Annotated in this window: 13 protein-coding genes and 1 pseudogene; 11 read left to right on the forward strand and 3 right to left on the reverse strand. The window is 44.2% G+C overall.

The genetic code is table 11. From position 1 onward, the window contains the following. The first annotated feature begins 222 nt into the window (after positions 1 to 222). The 3 genes and pseudogenes from cysT to JMX93_RS12595 all read left to right on the forward strand — a co-directional run. Positions 223 to 1,107, forward strand: coding sequence for a sulfate ABC transporter permease subunit CysT (gene cysT / locus JMX93_RS12585; protein ID WP_193011486.1), 885 nt, complete (start codon positions 223 to 225; stop codon positions 1,105 to 1,107). Continuing rightward, positions 1,107 to 2,045, forward strand: coding sequence for a sulfate ABC transporter permease subunit CysW (gene cysW, locus JMX93_RS12590; RefSeq protein ID WP_443557319.1), 939 nt, complete (start codon positions 1,107 to 1,109; stop codon positions 2,043 to 2,045). The genes cysT and cysW overlap by 1 nt, the downstream gene beginning before the upstream one ends. A 111-nt stretch (positions 2,046 to 2,156) precedes the next feature. After that, positions 2,157 to 2,876 (forward strand): annotated as a pseudogene (locus JMX93_RS12595) (sulfate/molybdate ABC transporter ATP-binding protein); the annotation flags it as partial. Positions 2,877 to 3,028: 152 nt separating this feature from the next. Here the strand turns inward: JMX93_RS12595 and JMX93_RS12600 are convergent. After that, entirely contained in the window at positions 3,029 to 3,358 is a 330-nt protein-coding gene (locus JMX93_RS12600) for an ArsR/SmtB family transcription factor (protein ID WP_193011483.1), read from the reverse strand. A 379-nt stretch (positions 3,359 to 3,737) separates the two neighbouring features. Between JMX93_RS12600 and JMX93_RS12605 the strand changes: the two genes are divergently transcribed. The 3 genes from JMX93_RS12605 to bfr (JMX93_RS12615) all read left to right on the forward strand — a co-directional run bounded on the left by JMX93_RS12605 (position 3,738) and on the right by bfr (JMX93_RS12615) (position 5,388). Next, positions 3,738 to 3,929 carry a (2Fe-2S)-binding protein gene (locus JMX93_RS12605; RefSeq protein WP_193011482.1) on the forward strand — a complete coding sequence of 64 codons (192 nt, stop codon included), beginning with the start codon at positions 3,738 to 3,740 and terminating at the stop codon, positions 3,927 to 3,929. Between the two features lie 425 nt (positions 3,930 to 4,354). Next, complete coding sequence (gene bfr / locus JMX93_RS12610) at positions 4,355 to 4,843, forward strand: bacterioferritin (RefSeq protein ID WP_499204920.1); 489 nt, start codon at positions 4,355 to 4,357, stop codon at positions 4,841 to 4,843. A 65-nt stretch (positions 4,844 to 4,908) separates the two neighbouring features. Next, on the forward strand, positions 4,909 to 5,388 hold the full coding sequence (gene bfr / locus JMX93_RS12615; RefSeq protein ID WP_193011480.1) for a bacterioferritin: 480 nt from the start codon (positions 4,909 to 4,911) through the stop codon (positions 5,386 to 5,388). A gap of 126 nt (positions 5,389 to 5,514) precedes the next feature. Here bfr (JMX93_RS12615) and JMX93_RS12620 read toward each other — a convergent pair whose 3' ends face one another. Next, positions 5,515 to 6,891 carry a DHA2 family efflux MFS transporter permease subunit gene (locus JMX93_RS12620; RefSeq protein WP_499204921.1) on the reverse strand — a complete coding sequence of 459 codons (1,377 nt, stop codon included), beginning with the start codon at positions 6,889 to 6,891 and terminating at the stop codon, positions 5,515 to 5,517. A 295-nt stretch (positions 6,892 to 7,186) separates the two neighbouring features. On the opposite strand from JMX93_RS12620, the gene yghU reads away from it, so the two are divergent. The 5 genes from yghU (at position 7,187) to uvrA (ending at position 16,276) form a co-directional block, all read left to right on the forward strand. Continuing rightward, positions 7,187 to 8,035 (forward strand): glutathione-dependent disulfide-bond oxidoreductase, encoded by an 849-nt coding sequence (yghU, locus tag JMX93_RS12625; protein ID WP_443540896.1) that lies wholly within the window; start codon positions 7,187 to 7,189, stop codon positions 8,033 to 8,035. Positions 8,036 to 8,390: 355 nt separating this feature from the next. Then, a complete protein-coding gene (locus JMX93_RS12630) occupies positions 8,391 to 9,662 on the forward strand; it encodes a DUF1176 domain-containing protein (RefSeq protein ID WP_499204922.1) in 1,272 nt (423 codons plus the stop codon). Between the two features lie 561 nt (positions 9,663 to 10,223). Continuing rightward, positions 10,224 to 11,891, forward strand: coding sequence for a DEAD/DEAH box helicase CsdA (gene csdA / locus JMX93_RS12635; protein WP_193007387.1), 1,668 nt, complete (start codon positions 10,224 to 10,226; stop codon positions 11,889 to 11,891). A 338-nt stretch (positions 11,892 to 12,229) separates the two neighbouring features. Then, positions 12,230 to 13,474, forward strand: a complete 1,245-nt coding sequence (locus JMX93_RS12640) for a DUF819 family protein (RefSeq protein ID WP_499204923.1) — start codon at positions 12,230 to 12,232, stop codon at positions 13,472 to 13,474. Positions 13,475 to 13,708: 234 nt separating this feature from the next. Continuing rightward, positions 13,709 to 16,276, forward strand: a complete 2,568-nt coding sequence (gene uvrA, locus JMX93_RS12645; protein ID WP_499204924.1) for an excinuclease ABC subunit UvrA — start codon at positions 13,709 to 13,711, stop codon at positions 16,274 to 16,276. A gap of 100 nt (positions 16,277 to 16,376) precedes the next feature. Here the strand turns inward: uvrA and JMX93_RS12650 are convergent, their stop codons facing one another. After that, a complete protein-coding gene (locus JMX93_RS12650; RefSeq protein WP_499204925.1) occupies positions 16,377 to 17,804 on the reverse strand; it encodes a reverse transcriptase family protein in 1,428 nt (475 codons plus the stop codon).

Genomic DNA, 17,804 nt, shown 5'->3' on the forward strand with positions numbered 1-17,804 from the left:
TAGCGTTAGTCATGCAGAACCCCATAAAGGACATGGTCATATACGCTATGTCCTTTATACCGTAAGCAAACTAACAACTACATGACAGCATGGACAGCATCATCGTTAAGTACTTTCTGTTAAGTACTCTCTTTAAGTATCAATATTGAAAACCCACGTTAAGCAATAACAATAAATAGTAATCATCGCTAAGTATGATTGGTTAGGCAATAGGACATCATTATGAGTGCAAAAACATCTCCTGCCAGCAAAGCCCTTGCAAAAAAAGGGTGGCTAACACGTTTGCGCCAACGCAATGTGCTGCCAGGGTTCGGCCTGAGCATGGGTATCACTGTCTTTAGCTTGTCATTATTGGTGGTATTACCGTTTGCCATGATGGCCTATACCACCACACAGATGGGTTGGACAGGCTTTTGGGAGACGATTAGTCAACCGCAAGTCACCGCTGCTATCAAGCTAAGCTTATGGATGTCGTTTTTAGCGATGCTCACTAATATGGTGTTTGGTACATTGGTCGCTTGGGTGCTCGTACGCTACGAGTTTTGGGGTAAGTCGTTGATTAATGCGCTAGTTGATTTGCCATTTGCGTTACCAACAGCGGTCACGGGCATCTCGCTTGCGACCCTTTATGCGCCTAATGGTTTGATTGGACAGTGGTTTGATAAATTTGGCATTCAGGTCGCCTTTACACCCATAGGTATTTGGCTGGCATTGGTCGTGGTCAGCTTTCCTTTTATTGTCCGTGCGGTACAGCCTGTACTCGCTGAGCTATCGGTTGAATTTGAAGAGGCAGCCGCGGTATTGGGCGCCAATCGCTTGACGACGTTTCGCAAAGTAATTTTGCCAGAGCTGTTGCCCGCTTTACTCATGGGTGCTGGCATGATGTTTGCTCGTGCCACTGGTGAGTATGGCTCGGTGATTTTTATCGCTGGTAATATCCCTATGCAATCAGAGATTTTACCGCTCATTATCATTAGTAAATTAGAGCAGTTTGATGTTCAAGGTGCTTCTGCGGTTGCACTGTTTATGCTACTGATCTCATTTGTGATCTTATTGACCATTAACATCATGCAGTGGAAGCTGTCGCGCCGTGTAGGAGCTCGCTAATGCAAATATCTAATAGCTACGACTACCAAAGCAACGCAGCGACTAAAGACACGCCATGGATACGCCGCACCTTTATCGTCATCGCAGTGCTATTTATGGTCGTCATGTTGGTCATTCCGTTGCTGGCTGTGTTCTATGAAGCCTTTAAAGGTGGCTGGCAGCTGTATATTGCCTCGCTGGTCGATCCAGAAGCCTTACAAGCCATTAAACTGACATTAATTACCGCTGCTATTGTCTTGCCCATCAACATGGTGATGGGTATCGCAATTGCATGGTTGGTGACGCGCTATCAGTTTAAAGGTAAGCAGCTGGTAACCACCTTACTTGATTTACCATTTTCCGTATCACCTGTTGTCGCAGGTCTGATGTTTGTTCTATTATTTGGACTCAACTCTACGATCGGTGGCTGGCTTGAAAGCATGGGATTCCAAGTCATTTATGCGGTTCCAGGTATTGTATTAGCGACGCTGTTTGTTACTTTTCCTTTCGTTGCACGTGAGCTAATACCACTGATGCAGACGCAAGGCGACTCTGAGGAGCAAGCGGCATTGACCTTAGGCGCGACAGGCTGGCAGACGTTTTGGCATGTCACACTACCCAATATCAAATGGGCGCTACTCTATGGTTTGATTTTGACCAATGCGCGGGCAATGGGGGAGTTTGGGGCGGTGAGTGTGGTATCTGGTCATATTCGCGGTGAGACCAATACCATGCCACTGCTGGTCGAGATTGCTTATAATGATTATAACTTTACCGCCGCTTTTGCCTTATCAAGCTTACTTGCTGCATTGGCGCTCGTGACGCTGCTTATTCAACAAGTCATGACCAAGCTACAAGAGCGTAAATTTGCTAAGTCCGAGCGGCTGGCTAGTGCGCCTGAGTTACTGGTAAGCGCCAATACTACTGATGCAACGACCGCTGAAAGTTTGAATAAGTAATAAGCAACATTATCTCAACTTGGTCTGAACAAGGGCTGGCATTTAATAAAATAAATGCGGTAACCACCACAAATCTGCCACGATACCAAAGATATAATAAGAGAACCCATTATGAGCATCGAGATTCGCAACGTTAATAAAAAATTCGGTCAGTTTACCGCCTTAGATAATATCAATATCACGGTACCGACTGGCAAGCTCACCACTTTGCTGGGACCGTCAGGCTGTGGCAAAACGACGTTGCTACGCATTATCGCCGGCTTAGAGTATGCTGACTCAGGCCAGATATTGTTTGATGAGATGGACGTAACCAATACACCAGTGCAAAAACGCCATATTGGTTTTATGTTTCAGCATTACGCATTGTTCCGCCATAAAAACATTGCTGATAACGTTGCGTTTGGGCTGACGCTATTACCAAAAAATGAGCGACCCAGTAAAGCAGAGATCAATAAGCGCGTTGCCGAGCTATTGGACTTGGTGCAGTTACCACAAGTGGCCAATGCTTATCCGCATCAATTATCAGGCGGTCAGCGTCAGCGAATTGCGCTGGCACGAGCCTTAGCAGTGAAACCAAAGTTATTGCTATTAGATGAGCCTTTTGGCGCCCTCGATGCCAAGGTACGTAAAGAGTTACGCACTTGGTTAAAGAACATTCACCATGAGCTTGGTATTACCAGTATCATGGTCACTCACGATCAAGAAGAAGCTCGCGCAGTCTCAGATGAGATTGTGGTCATGAACCAAGGGCGGGTAGAGCAGGTAGGCACATCAGAGGAACTGATACACCAGCCTGCCAATGCATTTATCAGCGATTTTTTAGATTTAGCATAGTGGGATTTGCTTCAGTTCGTCTATCATCACCCATAAAAAAAGACCTACAATAAATAGGTCTTTTTTTATGGGTTAAAGCATGACTTAATTTCATTTGGCATCTAGCATTATTGAGATCAAATGTTGATAGCAATAATGCTAGATCGTCATTATACTCCAGCAGGCTTGGATATATCGCTATCTTTGCTAGATATTTGCTTATAAGTAATATCCAAAATCTCTTGGCACCATTCTGGTAAGTCATCAGCGACTTCATACCACATCCAAGTACCATCGCGAACACAGCTTAAGATACCGAGTTTCTTTAAATGGTTCAAATGACGCGATATCGTCGGCTGCGGTTGATCCAGTATTTCTACTAGCTCGCCCACACAGCGTGATTCTTTATTAAATAGAATTTGAAATATTTTTAATCGCGTCGGGTCAGATAAGACTTTAAATAACTCGATAGGTCGTATCGTAAAATTATTATCAGACATAGAACAATTCCAATTGAGCTTTGTTAATAGGGGTTCAATATAACAGTAGTTATCTACAAAATCGATTAAAAAATGAGCTAAATTACAGTTCGTCGTTAATTCACTACCTTTGACAATATTCGGTTACACGCACGCTTATATCCACTTACATCAATTAATCGCGTGTAATATAAGCGTACTTTTATAACGGTGATTTTATCTGCAATAATATATCAAATACTATTGCAAATGATAATAGTTATCGTTATTATATATCAAGCAATAAAAATGCCCGTGAGTATCGAAGCAAACACTCTATTCACCATTTTTATCATCCACGCATTGAATTTATGAGCAATAAAAGTAGTTACCGAATAGCGGTATTCAGAGGAGCCAGTCCATGTACGTATGCATCTGTAATGACGTAAAAGAAAAGCAAATCAAAGCAGCCATTGCTTCAGGTATTGATACCCTTGACGGTCTAAAAGATACCCTCGATGTTGCGACTTGCTGTGGCTGCTGTGAGCCGATGGTTAACGATTACCTAGATGAGCATCACGCTAAACTTGATATCTTGGCTTACGCCGTTTAAGGGTTAGCGATTTAGAGCTTTACTATCCATATATTCCTCACGCTAATATCACTAATGCGCCTCGACACCACATACATTCTATTTCGCACTTATCCTTTGTTCATTATACATAAAGGGTAAGTTGCGAGCGTCCGTATAACTTTACTCATACACCTACTTAAATGATATTGAGCATCATTAGCAGCCATTATTGCGGTAACCAGCGCCAACTAAAGCTAGCTAATTATGATTCTCAATTAGCATCTTATTCTTAGTTCATAACATTACAAGCTGTATAGCGCCTATATGCTACTATATCTGTCTCACGTTGTAAGACGTTTTTTTGATTTTGATCTTTACTGAGCAGTTTACCAATAGTACTATCCTTATATGGATAATTATGAATTTATGGTGGTCTGTAAAATATAAATAGGGGAGTATAGGTTATGATAGGTAGCCCAAAAGTCATTGATTATTTGAATTTTTTGTTAGGCGGTGAGCTGGCAGCGCGTGACCAGTATTTTATTCACTCAGAAATGTATGCTGAGTGGCATTATGGCAAACTGTACGATCGTATCCATCATGAGATGGAAGATGAGACACTACACGCCCAAGCTATCATTCGCCGTATTCTAATGCTGAGCGGTACGCCAAAAATGACGGTCAATGCCATCAATATCGGTGCCACTGTTCCTGAAATGCTGCAACTGGACCTTGAGCTAGAGTATCAAGTACAGCAGCACTTAAAAGACGGTATTGCTCTCTGTGAAGCAGAGCACGATTATGTCACGCGTGAGATGTTGGTAGAGCAACTAAAAGATACTGAAGAAGACCATGCGCATTGGCTTGAGCAACAATTGCGCTTAATTGATATGATCGGTCTGCCCAATTATCTACAAAGCCAAATGGCTGAAGTCACTCCCAATCTTGTCTAATGCCACGACAGATATGAACGGTCATAATATTTAGCTTATACACATATAGTAGGGAGAGAGACATAATGAAAGGGGATAAAGAGGTCATTCGCGCTTTAAACAAAGTGCTCGGACAGTCATTGATTGCCATTAATCAGTACTTTTTACATGCTCGCATTGCGCGTCATTGGGGATTAGAAGCCCTTAATGAAAGCTTTTATAAGCAATCCATCGCTGAGATGAAATGGTCTGATGAGCTGATTGCACGGATTTTATTGCTAGGTGGCTTACCAAATTTGCAAGATTACGGCAAGATGTTCATCGGTGAAGATGTGCCAGAGATTATTGAGTGCAATTTGCGCTTAGAAAAACAAAAATTCGATATCATTACCGATGCCATAGCCCTATGTGAAACTAAGTCTGACTATGTGTCGCGCCAGCTATTAGTGACGCTAAAAGATGGTAATGAAGAGTATCAAGACTGGTTAGAAACGCAGGAAGATCTAATAGAGAGTATTGGGGCTGAGCGCTATATCCAATCACAAATGGATGATGATGCGCCTTAATGGGTTATTATTGTTGCAATGAATCGTAGTATGCTCTAAAAATGCCAGCATGTGAGTGATTATAAACCACACCACACGCTGGCATTTTTATGTCTAATATTTGACAATGCTTGCTATATAAGCGTCTCAGTATAAGCCACGCCCATCTTCAGGCTTAAGTCGCAAAAAGTACAGCCCTGAGAGGATAGTTAACACCCCAAGTATCCAATAGGTGGTTTGAAACGCTGTCAGTGTATCCATTTGTAGGCGTTCACGTAACAGCGTCAGTACCGCTGCCCCAAAGGCAATACCGAAACTAATGGCCAGTTGCTGATTAACCGCCATCAAGCTATTGCCACTACTGGTTTGTGTCCCTTGTAAGTCGCCAATGGTAATCGTATTCATCGCACTGAATTGCATTGAGTTACAAGCGCCCATTATGGTCAAAATAGGGATAAACCACAGCCACTGGGAGGCGTCGTTAAATTGTGCCAATACAAGGATAAGTGAGCCCATAAACAAAGTATTGTAGACCAGAACCTTACGATAGGTATAACGCTGAATAATCTTACTTACCCACGGCTTGATACCGATGGCACCGACCGCGATAGGTGCAAGTAGCCAACCTGCCTGCGACGGTGAGTATTCAAACACCACTTGCAGCAACAGCGGTAACAAGAATGGCACCGCACTGATGCCTAAGCGCGTAAATAAGTTGCCAGTGATGCCAATACGAAAGGTGCGAATGTCAAACAAACTCAAGGGGAATAATGGTGCTTGACGACACTTGGCGTGCCAGACGTAGGCGCCTATTAACAAACTGGCAAGCAAACTAAGTAACAAACCATAAAACCCTCGACCAGCCTGTGAGCCGAATTCTACGGCAAGGGTAAACCCACAAGCCGCTGCCGCAAATAACACAAACCCTGTCCAATCAAGACGCTTAGTATCCTCAAATAATGCAGGCACCAATTTTTTGCCCAAGATAAAACCTGCAATACCCATTGGTATATTGATCAAAAATATCCAGTGCCAGCTGGTGTATTGTACGATATAGCCGCCTAAGACAGGGCCTACTAGCGGTGCTACCAAGGCAGGAATCACCGCAAAATTCATGACGGTCAACAGTTTATTGCGTGGATAGGATTTGACCAATATTAAGCGAGCCACCGGCGTCATCATCGCCCCGCCAATACCTTGGATGACCCGTGAGCCAATCAAAAAATCTAACGTAGGCGACGCGGCACATAGCAGCGAACCAATACAAAAAATAATAATCGCTGCCAAAAATACTCGGCGCGTGCCATATTTATCGGCCAAAAAACCACTGATGGGAATAAATATGGCCAAAGTTAGCGCATAACTAATCACTGCCCACTGCATCTTTAAAGGAGACTCACCCAACGCCTGTGCCATCTGCGGCAATGACGTATTTAATATAGTGGCGTCCAAAATTTGCATAAATAGCGCCACCGCTAGCACATAGGGCAAGTATTTATCTTGTGTCGGGGTTAGCGTTACCATGTAAATCTCATTAGATATCCCATCATAAAACGAGCAAAATAGTCTATTAATGACTAATTCGCTATATAAGTCGAGTAGTATAAGAAAGACTCAATCATAATAAAAGAGAATCAAAGTAACGGCTTGCCGTTGAGGTTATGGAATACTGCGTTTAGAGACAATAGTATTAACATTGCTTACAAGAGAAGACTTTAATACCAAGGCTAGTTATCGTTATAGTAAACCCTCGCTAACGACTGAAGCCAACATAAACAGAAGTAGCAACAACACGATAAAGATAAACTGAGGATATATTATGAGTCAGGAAAACAACAAAGCTTGCAATGATACCGATGGGCAAAGTGATAAATATGTACCGCCCAAAGTTTGGACGCAGGACAAAGATAACGGTGGTAAGTTTGCCAGCATCAATCGTCCAACAGCGGGTGCTCGCCATGATAAAGCGCTGCCGGTAGGTGATGCGCCCTTACAGCTGTATTCATTGAATACACCAAATGGTGTCAAGGTAAATATACTGTTAGAAGAGCTTGCCGAGCTTGGTATTAAAGGTGCGGAATATGATGCCTATAAGATTGATATCTCTCAGGGAGATCAGTTTGGTTCTGGCTTTGTGGCAATAAACCCTAACTCAAAAATTCCAGCCTTGGTTGATCACTCTAGCAGCGAGGAGCCGATCGCGCTCTTTGAGTCTGGCGCTATCTTGATGTATCTTGCAGAGAAATTCGGCCAATTTATGCCTTTATCACTTGGTAAAGCACGGGCAGATTGTTTGTCTTGGGTCATGTGGCAGATGGGCAGTGCGCCTTTCTTAGGTGGAGGCTTCGGACATTTTTATGCTTATGCGCCTGAACCACTGGAGTACCCAATCAACCGCTATACAATGGAAACCAAACGCCAGCTTGATGTATTAGATACCCATCTAAAAGCCAGCACTTATATGTGTGGCAACAACGAAGCTGATTATAATATTGCGGATATGATTATTTGGGCGTGGTATGGACAATTGGTGCTTGGTAAGCTCTATGATGCCGCAGAGTTCCTGCAAGTTGATGACTACAAGCATCTGAAACGCTGGGCACAGGCAATTGCTGAACGTCCAGCTGTTAAGCGTGCTGTAGACTTATCATTGAAGCCTATTGACTAAAGCAACCGATAGCAGATACCTCTATAAAAATAACCAGGCTGATAGGCGATGTGCTTATCAGCCTTGATTTTTTTAGCCATCTTGCTATTCTGTATTCATATATAGTTATATTTAAATAGATATACACTCACCTGTTTACACAATGGTACATTAGTACAACAGATAGAAACATCAGTGCGTTAAGATAGCAGATATTACCTTAATCAGCAGGGATTTACACTGCTGCTTTAATGGATTTAACATCGTTTGGATACCAGTAAGGCGAGTGATAGTGCTACCCAAAGTAGGCTGAGTGAGTCTGCCAGCGTATCCGATTGAATTGAGATGTGGTTGACTATATTGATGGATAACGATTATGAAGAATGATAACCGTAAACGGATCAACTTCTCACTACAGGCAATGACTAACGGTTTAAAAGTTGCCAATACGACACTCAGCGCCATTCAGAACTGTCAACAGATAGACGCTGATCAACATTCAATATTGCAAGACAAACCCGACTTAACCACGCATCCTAAAAAAATAAAAAAGATACTCTTGTTAATGATAAAAAATAAAATACGATTACCTATGTTTGCTGCTATCAGCGCAGCTTTATTTAGCACAGTGACTATGGCCAGCAATGGCGTTGAATTTACCAATCAAGACTGGCAAGTAGTCTGTGATAATACCCGTACATGCCGGCTGGCAGGCTATCAAGCAGAAAATAATAGCGAATTCCCTATATCGGTATTGCTCATACGCCGCGCAGGCGCAAATGCGGGTGTGGATGGCAAAGTAAAGCTTGGCGGTGCTAAAGAAAGCTCGTCTAAGGCCTTGATGCAACTTGGCAGTCGTCACCGTATATCGTTGTTTATCAATGGTAGAGACTATGGTGAGACCAAGCCTTTTTCAGCAGCAGCAGGAAATGCCGAGCTGACCCCAACACAAGTGACAGCGCTACTAGAGGCACTGACTAAATCAAGTAAAATTGAGCTGGTGCTACGTAACTCGCGCTGGCAGCTCTCTGATAAAGGTGCTAGTGCTGTCATGCTAAAAGCAGACGAAGCCCAAGGTCGAGTAGGGACATCATCTGCCTTTATCAATACTGATAGTGCCGCCAAACCAAATAGCACTGTATTGCCACCCAAGTCCGCACCAAAACTGCGCTTCGTAACGCCTAATCCGAAAGCCGTCTCTAGCGATAATAAAAAGTTTGTCATGAAATCGTCGCAGCTAGCTGCGCTGATGAAAGGCACCATGAAAGATGCAGATAGTGACTGTCCCAATCTATCAGATAAATCACCATGGCGTGTGAGTCGACTAAATGGCTCACAATTATTAGCACAACACGATTGCTGGACGGGTGCGTATAATGCAGGTGCAGGCATGTGGGTCATTAATGACAGTAAGCCTTATAAGCCAATCTTGGTAACCACCAACGCCACTGGCTACGATAAGGGCAAAATCACTTCCATACAAAGAGGTCGCGGCATCGGTGACTGCTTAAGCAAGACGGATTGGATATGGACAGGCAAAGCGTTTGAGAAAAGTCATGAAAGCACTACAGGGCTTTGTCGCATGATTGAAGCGGGCGGTGCTTGGCAGCTGCCAACGTATGTCACTGAAGTTAATATGGTGCGTTAGCCGCATTGCTAAGCTTATTGAATGCGCATATTTATAAGCAAATTTGCTTTATTTACCTATAATTTGAATAAATAGCTACATATAATATTTTATTGTGCTATACTGCGTCGCCACGTTAGCTTAGGCTTTCGTGAATTATGAGATTGATAACATCGCCTGCGATTTTGGGTCTAGGATGACCATAAGTAATTGTTGCCGATGATTTTGTGTACTTAAATAGCCTGTAATGAAAATATCAGTTATTTTTGACTCATATCTTATCTACCGAACCATAAATATGGTTTAAATTGGTTGTTATTCGCGATTATCTGCTTTGGACAAAGCATCAATAATACGCTTATATCAAACAAGGATGAGACACTCGGCACTACCACCAAAATACGTCAGACAGCACGAACGCATTTATTGTAGAGGCTCTAAGCTTTATTGGCTTGGCTTCTGATTATCGACACTTACATGTGGTCCGATAATTCTTTAATAAAGGCAGCGTGGTGAACGGTTATCAGTGGTATGCATCAAGCTTGCTGAATTTACAGCAACTTATACTTACCAAGGATTCTCATGACTGATATTTTATCTGCAATCGCCGCTGAAAACGGCATCATCGAAAACACTGACACTCCAAATACTGATACTAATAATCAAGCGGCTACTACTGACGCTGTTGACGAAAACCAAGTTACTTTTACTGATCTTGGCATCGCTAAGCCTATTCTAACTGCACTTGATCGCAGTGGTTACACCAACCCAACGCCTATCCAAGCACAAGCGATTCCTTTTGCTCTAGCAGGTCGTGACCTTTTGTTGTCAGCGCAAACGGGTAGTGGTAAAACAGCCGCATTCGTTATCCCAGTACTTGACCGTTTGAGCCGTGCTACTAGCTTTGACAAACTAACCAAAGCACTTATCCTAACGCCAACGCGTGAGCTTGCTCAGCAAGTACATGATAGCGTACGTACATACTCTAAAGACATGCGCGGTTTGTTCTGTGTGCCACTAGTTGGCGGCGCACCATACAATGGTCAGATCACTGCTCTAAAAAAAGGCGTTCAAGTTATCGTTGCGACCCCTGGTCGTCTACTTGACCATATCAATGCAGGCCGCGTTGACTTGTCAAACCTAGAAGTATTGGTACTTGACGAAGCTGACCGCATGCTAGACATGGGTTTTGCTGATGACATCAGTGACATCTTGCGTGCTGCTCCTACTGATCGTCAAACCATCATGTGTTCAGCAACTTGGGATGGCCCAGTAGGTAAAATTGCTGCCAGCTTCACTAAGAACCCTGAGCGCGTATCTATCAAAGTAGAATCTGCACACATCGAAGAAAAAGTGTACTACTGTGATGATTTCGAACATAAGAACCGTTTACTTGACAAAATCGTTTGCCAGCAAGATATGGAACAGATCATTATCTTTGCTGCTACCAAACGTAGCACTGAAAAACTGGCCAAACAGCTACAAGAAGCCGGTCATAAAGCCAGCTTCCTACATGGCGACTTGCCACAAAGCAAGCGTAACCGTATCGTTCAAGACTTGCGTAATGGCAAAGTAAAAATCCTGGTAGCGACTGACGTTGCTGCTCGTGGTCTAGACATTCCAGCTATCTCGCACGTTATTAACTATGATCTTCCGCGTCAAACGGAAGACTACGTCCATCGTATCGGTCGTTGTGGTCGTGCTGGTCGTACTGGTGTGGCTATCAGCTTATGTAGCATGGATGATCGTCCACAGCTAAACGCTATTAACCGTTATTTAGATCGCAAAATGGAAGTATGTATCATCGAAGGCATGGAGCCTAAGAAAACTTATGTACCTAGCGAAAACAAAGGTAATGGTCGTGGTCGCGGCCGTGGTCGCTCTAATGGTGGCGGTAATGGTCAAGGCCGTGGTCGCTCAAGCGGTGGCTATCAAGGCAATCCTGCTAATGCTCGTGGTCGCTCAAGTGACAGCAGCGCTGCAACTGGTCAACGTGCTAGCAATGACAGCGGTTATCAAGGTAAGCCACGTGACACGTCAGGCAAACCAAATGAGCGTTCAGGTGGCAAGCCTTATCAAGGTAAGCGCACTGGTGGTCCAAGTCGTGGCGACAGCACTGGCGTTCCACGTGGTGAGCGTGCTGCAACTGGTCGTGGTCGTCCAAGTGGCAGCCAAGGCCGTCCAGCTGGTCGTTCTGACAGCCGTGGCCAAGGTCGTCCAAACGGCGGAAACCGTGGTAACAACTCGTAATACGGTTATATTTGGCGATTAAAATTATTGATTCATTAATCGTCTAAAAATAGCACTAAAAAAGCCAGATACTTGCTATCTGGCTTTTTTGTGTTTACAGGTTTGATATTAATAACGATATAAAATGACGAAGACAGTCAAAGTATCTGCAAATAGTTATAATTTTAACCTCACTGAAACCTTGCATGATATGCTCAGCCTCGTATTTATGATTGATTGCTTTGCACCTACACAAATACTTAAAATCGAGTAGGGGATAATAGGGAGTTGCTTGCGTGTCTTTTTTGCCTTGTCTATACTAACAAGCTTTTATTCATCGTGTGCTGCGGAGTCAGTTGATGCCCAACATTTCCCATTTAACTATTGATAGTTTGCCATTAGCCTTTGGCATCATTATGGCTATTATCGGTTTGGTTTTTTATACCCAAGGATTACCGGGTAAATTCTGGCGGCGCTTTTATGCGGTATTGCCCGGTATTGTACTGTGTTGCTTTATACCTGCGACGCTGAATAGCTTAGGCATCTTCGCTGACGGTATTGGCTCACAGATTTATGGCTTTACCGCCACTTATTTATTGCCAGCAAGTTTGCTGTTGATGACCTTGTCTATGGACGTACCAAAGATACTCGGTTTAGGTTGGAAGGCGATTGCAATGTTTTTCGCTGCCAGTATAGCTATCATCATCAGTGGCCCCATTAGCTTAGGTATCGCTAAGTGGATATCGCCTGAAATGTTTGTCGATGATACATTGTGGCGAGGATTTTCTGCCGTAGCGGGCAGTTGGATAGGCGGCGCGGCCAACCAAGCAGCGATGAAGGAGCTGTTTGGCGTCAGTGATGATTTATTTGGCATGATGATTTTGGTCGATACCACCAACGCTTCATTATGGTTATTGGCTATCTTGGTATTGGCTAAGCATGGCGATAAGATAGATCGGCTATTGAGGGCGGATACTAGTAGTATTGATAAAGTGATTAAAGCAGTTGAGAATTATGAGCGTGATAATGCTCGTCCAGCGACTTTAAATGACTTGATGGTGATGTTTGGTTTGTGCTTTGCCATGGTAGGGGTCGCACACTTTGTTGGTGGGCAAATTGCAGGTTTTTTTGCCCCATACAAATGGGCAGTACAATATAGTTTTGCCAGTTCATTCTTTTGGATGGTGGTGATTATTACTTTGATAGGTGTTATCTTTTCTTTCACCAAAATTCGTCGTCTTGATCATGTGGGCGCATCCAAAATTGGTACGGTATTTATCTTTGTATTAATCGCAGCGATTGGTATGCAGATCAATTTGGCGGGTATCGTCTCTCAGTGGCGGCTATTGCTCATCGGCTTTTTATGGATGAGTATTCACGTCGTCATTATTTTTGCTGTGGCTAGGATGATTCGTGCGCCGTTTTTCTTTTTGGCAGTGGGTTCCAATGCCAATACTGGTGGCGCGTCATCAGCTCCGATTGTCGCGACGGCCTTTCATCCATCACTTGCACCTGTTGGGGTATTTTTGGGTATTTTAGGTTATGCAGTAGGGACATTTGGCGGTTATATCAGTACCCAATTGATGCGCTTAGTGGTGTCTTAATCTCTAAGTCACCATTATCCTAACAATACTTTATTGCTAAAAAAACCCGCATTGATGTGGGTTTTTTTTATTATTGATTATTGGGTGACTTAAGTTATTGTTTTGTCTGTCTATGATATTGATACGTAAGCCTCGCCATGGCCTTGCATAAGTACGTGTTAACATTTCTCCCAATTGTATAAATACCCCAGACTCGTTGGAAAGAAACGACGACTCAATAGGAAAAATAGCATTATGGCGAACCGAAAAAAATTAGAAGAAAAAGTGAATAAGACAAGCCCAGTGAAGAATGCTCTTTATAACCCCGACCAGGAAAGCATTCAGGTCAGAGGTGCGCGCGTTCACAATCTAAAAAACGTTGATATTGATTTACCTCGTAATGCGCTAGTGGTCTTTACTGGTATATCTGGATCAGGGAAGTCTTCTTTGGCATTCGGTACATTGTTTGCCGAGTCACAGCGCCGCTATCTTGATTCAGTATCGCCTTATGCGAGACGACTGATTGATCAAGTTGATGAGCCAGATGTCGATACCATAGAAGGATTGCCACCAGCAGTCGCCTTACAGCAGCAGCGCGGTACGCCCTCAGTACGCTCTTCCGTCGGTAGTGTGACGACGATATCTAATGGTCTGCGTATGCTGTACTCACGAGCAGGAGAGTATCCAGAAAATCAAGAAATGCTATATGCCGATGCGTTCTCTCCGAATACACCAGACGGTGCTTGTCCGACTTGTTCAGGTATCGGTCGCGTGTTTGAAGTCACTGAAGAACTGCTAGTACCAGATAGCACCAAGAGCATACGTGATCGTGCGATTGCGGCATGGCCACCAGCGTGGCAAGGTCAAAATCTCAGTCGCATCTTAACCACACTGGGTTATGATATCGATAAGCCTTGGCACACACTCCCGAAAAAAACCCGCGACTGGATTTTATTTACGAATGAAACGCCAACGGTGCCTGTCTATCCTGAATATAATATTGAGCAAACGCGTGATGCGATTGAGAAGGGCGAAAAGCCAAACTATATGGGTACTTTTACCAGTGCCAAAAACTTTATTCTGCATTCTTTTGCAACTACTCAAAGTCCGCGTACTAAAAAACGTGTCTCGCAATTTATGCAGATATCTGAGTGCCCAGAATGCCATGGCAAAAAACTAAAAAAAGAATCGCTATCGGTTAAGTTTGCAGGACTCGATATCGGAGAGCTATCACAGCTAACGCTAACTGAAATGGCACAAAAACTGGAAAAAACAGCGCGTACTAAGGTAGCTGATGAGACACCAAACCGTGAAAAAGCGATTGTTGCCCAGCGTATTGCCAGTGATATTCTCTCTCGTGTTGAGGCACTGACAAGGCTTGGTTTGGGCTATCTTTCGCTTGAGCGCACCACACCAACACTATCTCCTGGTGAGTTGCAGCGACTACGACTGGCAACCCAGATTCGCTCACAGCTTTTTGGTGTGGTCTATGTCCTTGATGAGCCATCGGCAGGGCTGCATCCTGCCGATACTCAAGCGCTGTTAGGAGCGCTGGATGAGCTAATCGCGTCTGGCAACTCGGTGTTTGTCGTTGAGCATGATGTCAGTGTCATTAGGCATGCAGACTGGGTAGTCGATGTCGGGCCAAAGGCAGGCACGCATGGTGGCGAGATTGTCTATAGTGGACCTGTAGATGGACTGCGTGACGTTGCGCAGTCGCATACTGGTCAATATCTCTTTGCCAACGATACGGCTAATGCTCAGTCAAAATCTAACACAAGACAGCCGACAGCATGGCTCAAGCTTGCAAACATCGAGCGCAACAATATAGCAGGGTTAGACGTTGCGTTTCCGCTTGGGGTGATGACAAGTGTCACCGGTGTTTCGGGCTCAGGAAAATCGAGCCTCGTCAGCCAAGCGTTGGTAGAGCTCATCAATGAAGCATTGGGTCAAAAAACAGTCGCGGAAGCACCCGTAGGTGAGGCAGACTTGCTTGAGCAGGAGCTTGAAGCAGACACAGGTGGTGAAATCGTCACTGGCATGGCGCACATCCGTCGTCTTATTAATATCAACCAAAAAGCGATTGGACGTACGCCGCGATCGAATCTGGCAACGTATACTGGATTATTCGATGACGTGCGTAAGCTGTTTGCTGCAACCAAGCAAGCAAAAGCATCTGGTTATGATGCTGGTCGTTTCTCGTTTAATACGACAAAAGGCCGCTGCCCAAATTGCGAAGGCTTAGGGTTTGTCAGTGTTGAGCTGTTGTTTTTGCCAAGCGTCTATGCGCCTTGTCAGGTATGTCACGGTCAACGCTATGATGAAGAAACGCTAGCAATCACTTATCGAGATAAAAACATTGCGGAGGTCTTGAACTTAACGGTTGAAGCAGCTCATGAGTTTTTTGTTGATGAAGCGCCTATTTTGCGGGCGCTAGACGCGTTGCTACAAGTTGGACTTGGTTACTTACGCTTGGGTCAGCCCGCCACTGAACTGTCGGGCGGTGAAGCACAACGTATTAAGCTTGCCACTGAGTTACAGCGCACACAACGAGGCGACACACTTTACATATTAGATGAGCCAACCACAGGTCTACATCCTGCTGATGTGTCCATGCTAATGGCGCAATTAAATGGTCTCGTCGATGCTGGTAACACCGTCATTATGGTTGAGCATGATATGCAAGTGGCTAGCAATAGCGACTGGATTATTGATATTGGGCCAGGGGCAGGGAATGCGGGCGGGTTAATTGTCGCTCAAGGTATACCACATGACGTGGCTCAGTCAAAAAACAGTCGTACTGCACCGTTCTTATTGGTGTAATGAAAATATATTTTTGCGCTAATATACCTCGCTGAGATAAGCATGAGTATTAGAAATGGAATTTTTCTAATACTCATTTTTGATAAATACAAACAAATATTTATGCAGGTGTCTCTTGTTGCACTTGCAAACGCTCAATTCTATCTAGATAGATATGTCCCAGCTCTGGCTCTGCTGAAGCTATCCAAGCAGCATATCCTGACAAGGTGTTAAAGGTTTCATCTGCGCGCAATTGTCCGCCTGCCTCTAGGTTATGTACGGCTGCACGCAACATTTTTTTGATTTGACGAGATACTCTTGGCACACCTTGTCCATTGACGACCATACCTGTTACTTGTTGTTGACTGCCTTTACGAATCACACGTGTTTTATCATTATTCAACGCAAAACCTTCTTCACGTAATATTTTATGGACTGAGCCGAGCAGCTGTCCGATCATCTTGTTGTGCTGCATATCAGCTTGTTTTTTTACGGTGCTGGCCGTCGCTTTAGTGCTAGATTTAGGTTGTGCGTCGTCAATTGCGGGCACACTAAAGGTCAAATCATCGGCATAACGACTATAACGTAGGCCTAATTTTTCTGCCAGTCCCGTTAAGCGGCGATCTAGATTTAAGCAAACGATGTTCGTTAATGCCGGACTGGTAGGCGCGCCCTGTGGCAAAGCTCTATCGCCCAATGCCACATAGTAGGTAACGCCATCTTGTTGCACCACTTGTCTGGGCGACTCTGTACATAGTAGTGCCAATAATGTGGCAATTTGCTCTGGGTAACCAGCATGACGAAAGACCCCCTTGACACGGCGCCAGCTCACGCTAGGGAAAAAATCTTTAACATCTAACTTGATAAGTAGTTCGCTATTGCTATGTACTGCCGCGTTAGTCACGATAGATTTACCACGTACAAACCCGTGCGCGGCACCATGCGTCGTTAAATTGTTCAAAATATTATGCAATACCCAGCGCTGCACAAACTTCAAACGCGGTATGGGTGACCAGATTTGACGCGCTGTGCCATTACGTTTGGCAATCGTGAAATGCGAATAAGATAAATTGGTGGCGACCTCTCTTTGATAGCATAGACCTTTTAACTGCGGGATGGTAAGGTTCACCGCTTCTGCCAGCTCATTATGTTTACGCAGCAGCGGCAGTTTGTTTTCAATCAGCCGATTGGCCGCATCTTTTACATCCCACTTATCGGTACTGGTATCGTCTGACCAATATACATGACGGCCAAGATGAACCATGTGATGCGCTTTGTATGCTTGCCAAGCTGATTTTTTGAGGATTCTCTCTTCTGCAGCCTCCTTTTTTAAGGCTTTTTTATAGCGCTCACGTTCTTTCGGACTCATGTTGTCGACAGGTTGACGATCGACCATAAAGCCTTGACTGACCAGCTGCTGTTGCACGTATTGGTAACGTCCGCCTGCCAGCTCGATATCTTGCCATAATTGTCGCCACTGACGCTCAAAAGGGGTTGATACTGGCTCAGGACTTATGTAATCGTTATTATTGGCTGTTTGTGTGGTCAT

This window comes from Psychrobacter muriicola 2pS, from assembly GCF_904846535.1.
In the GTDB taxonomy this organism is placed as follows: Bacteria; Pseudomonadota; Gammaproteobacteria; order Pseudomonadales; family Moraxellaceae; genus Psychrobacter; species Psychrobacter aquimaris.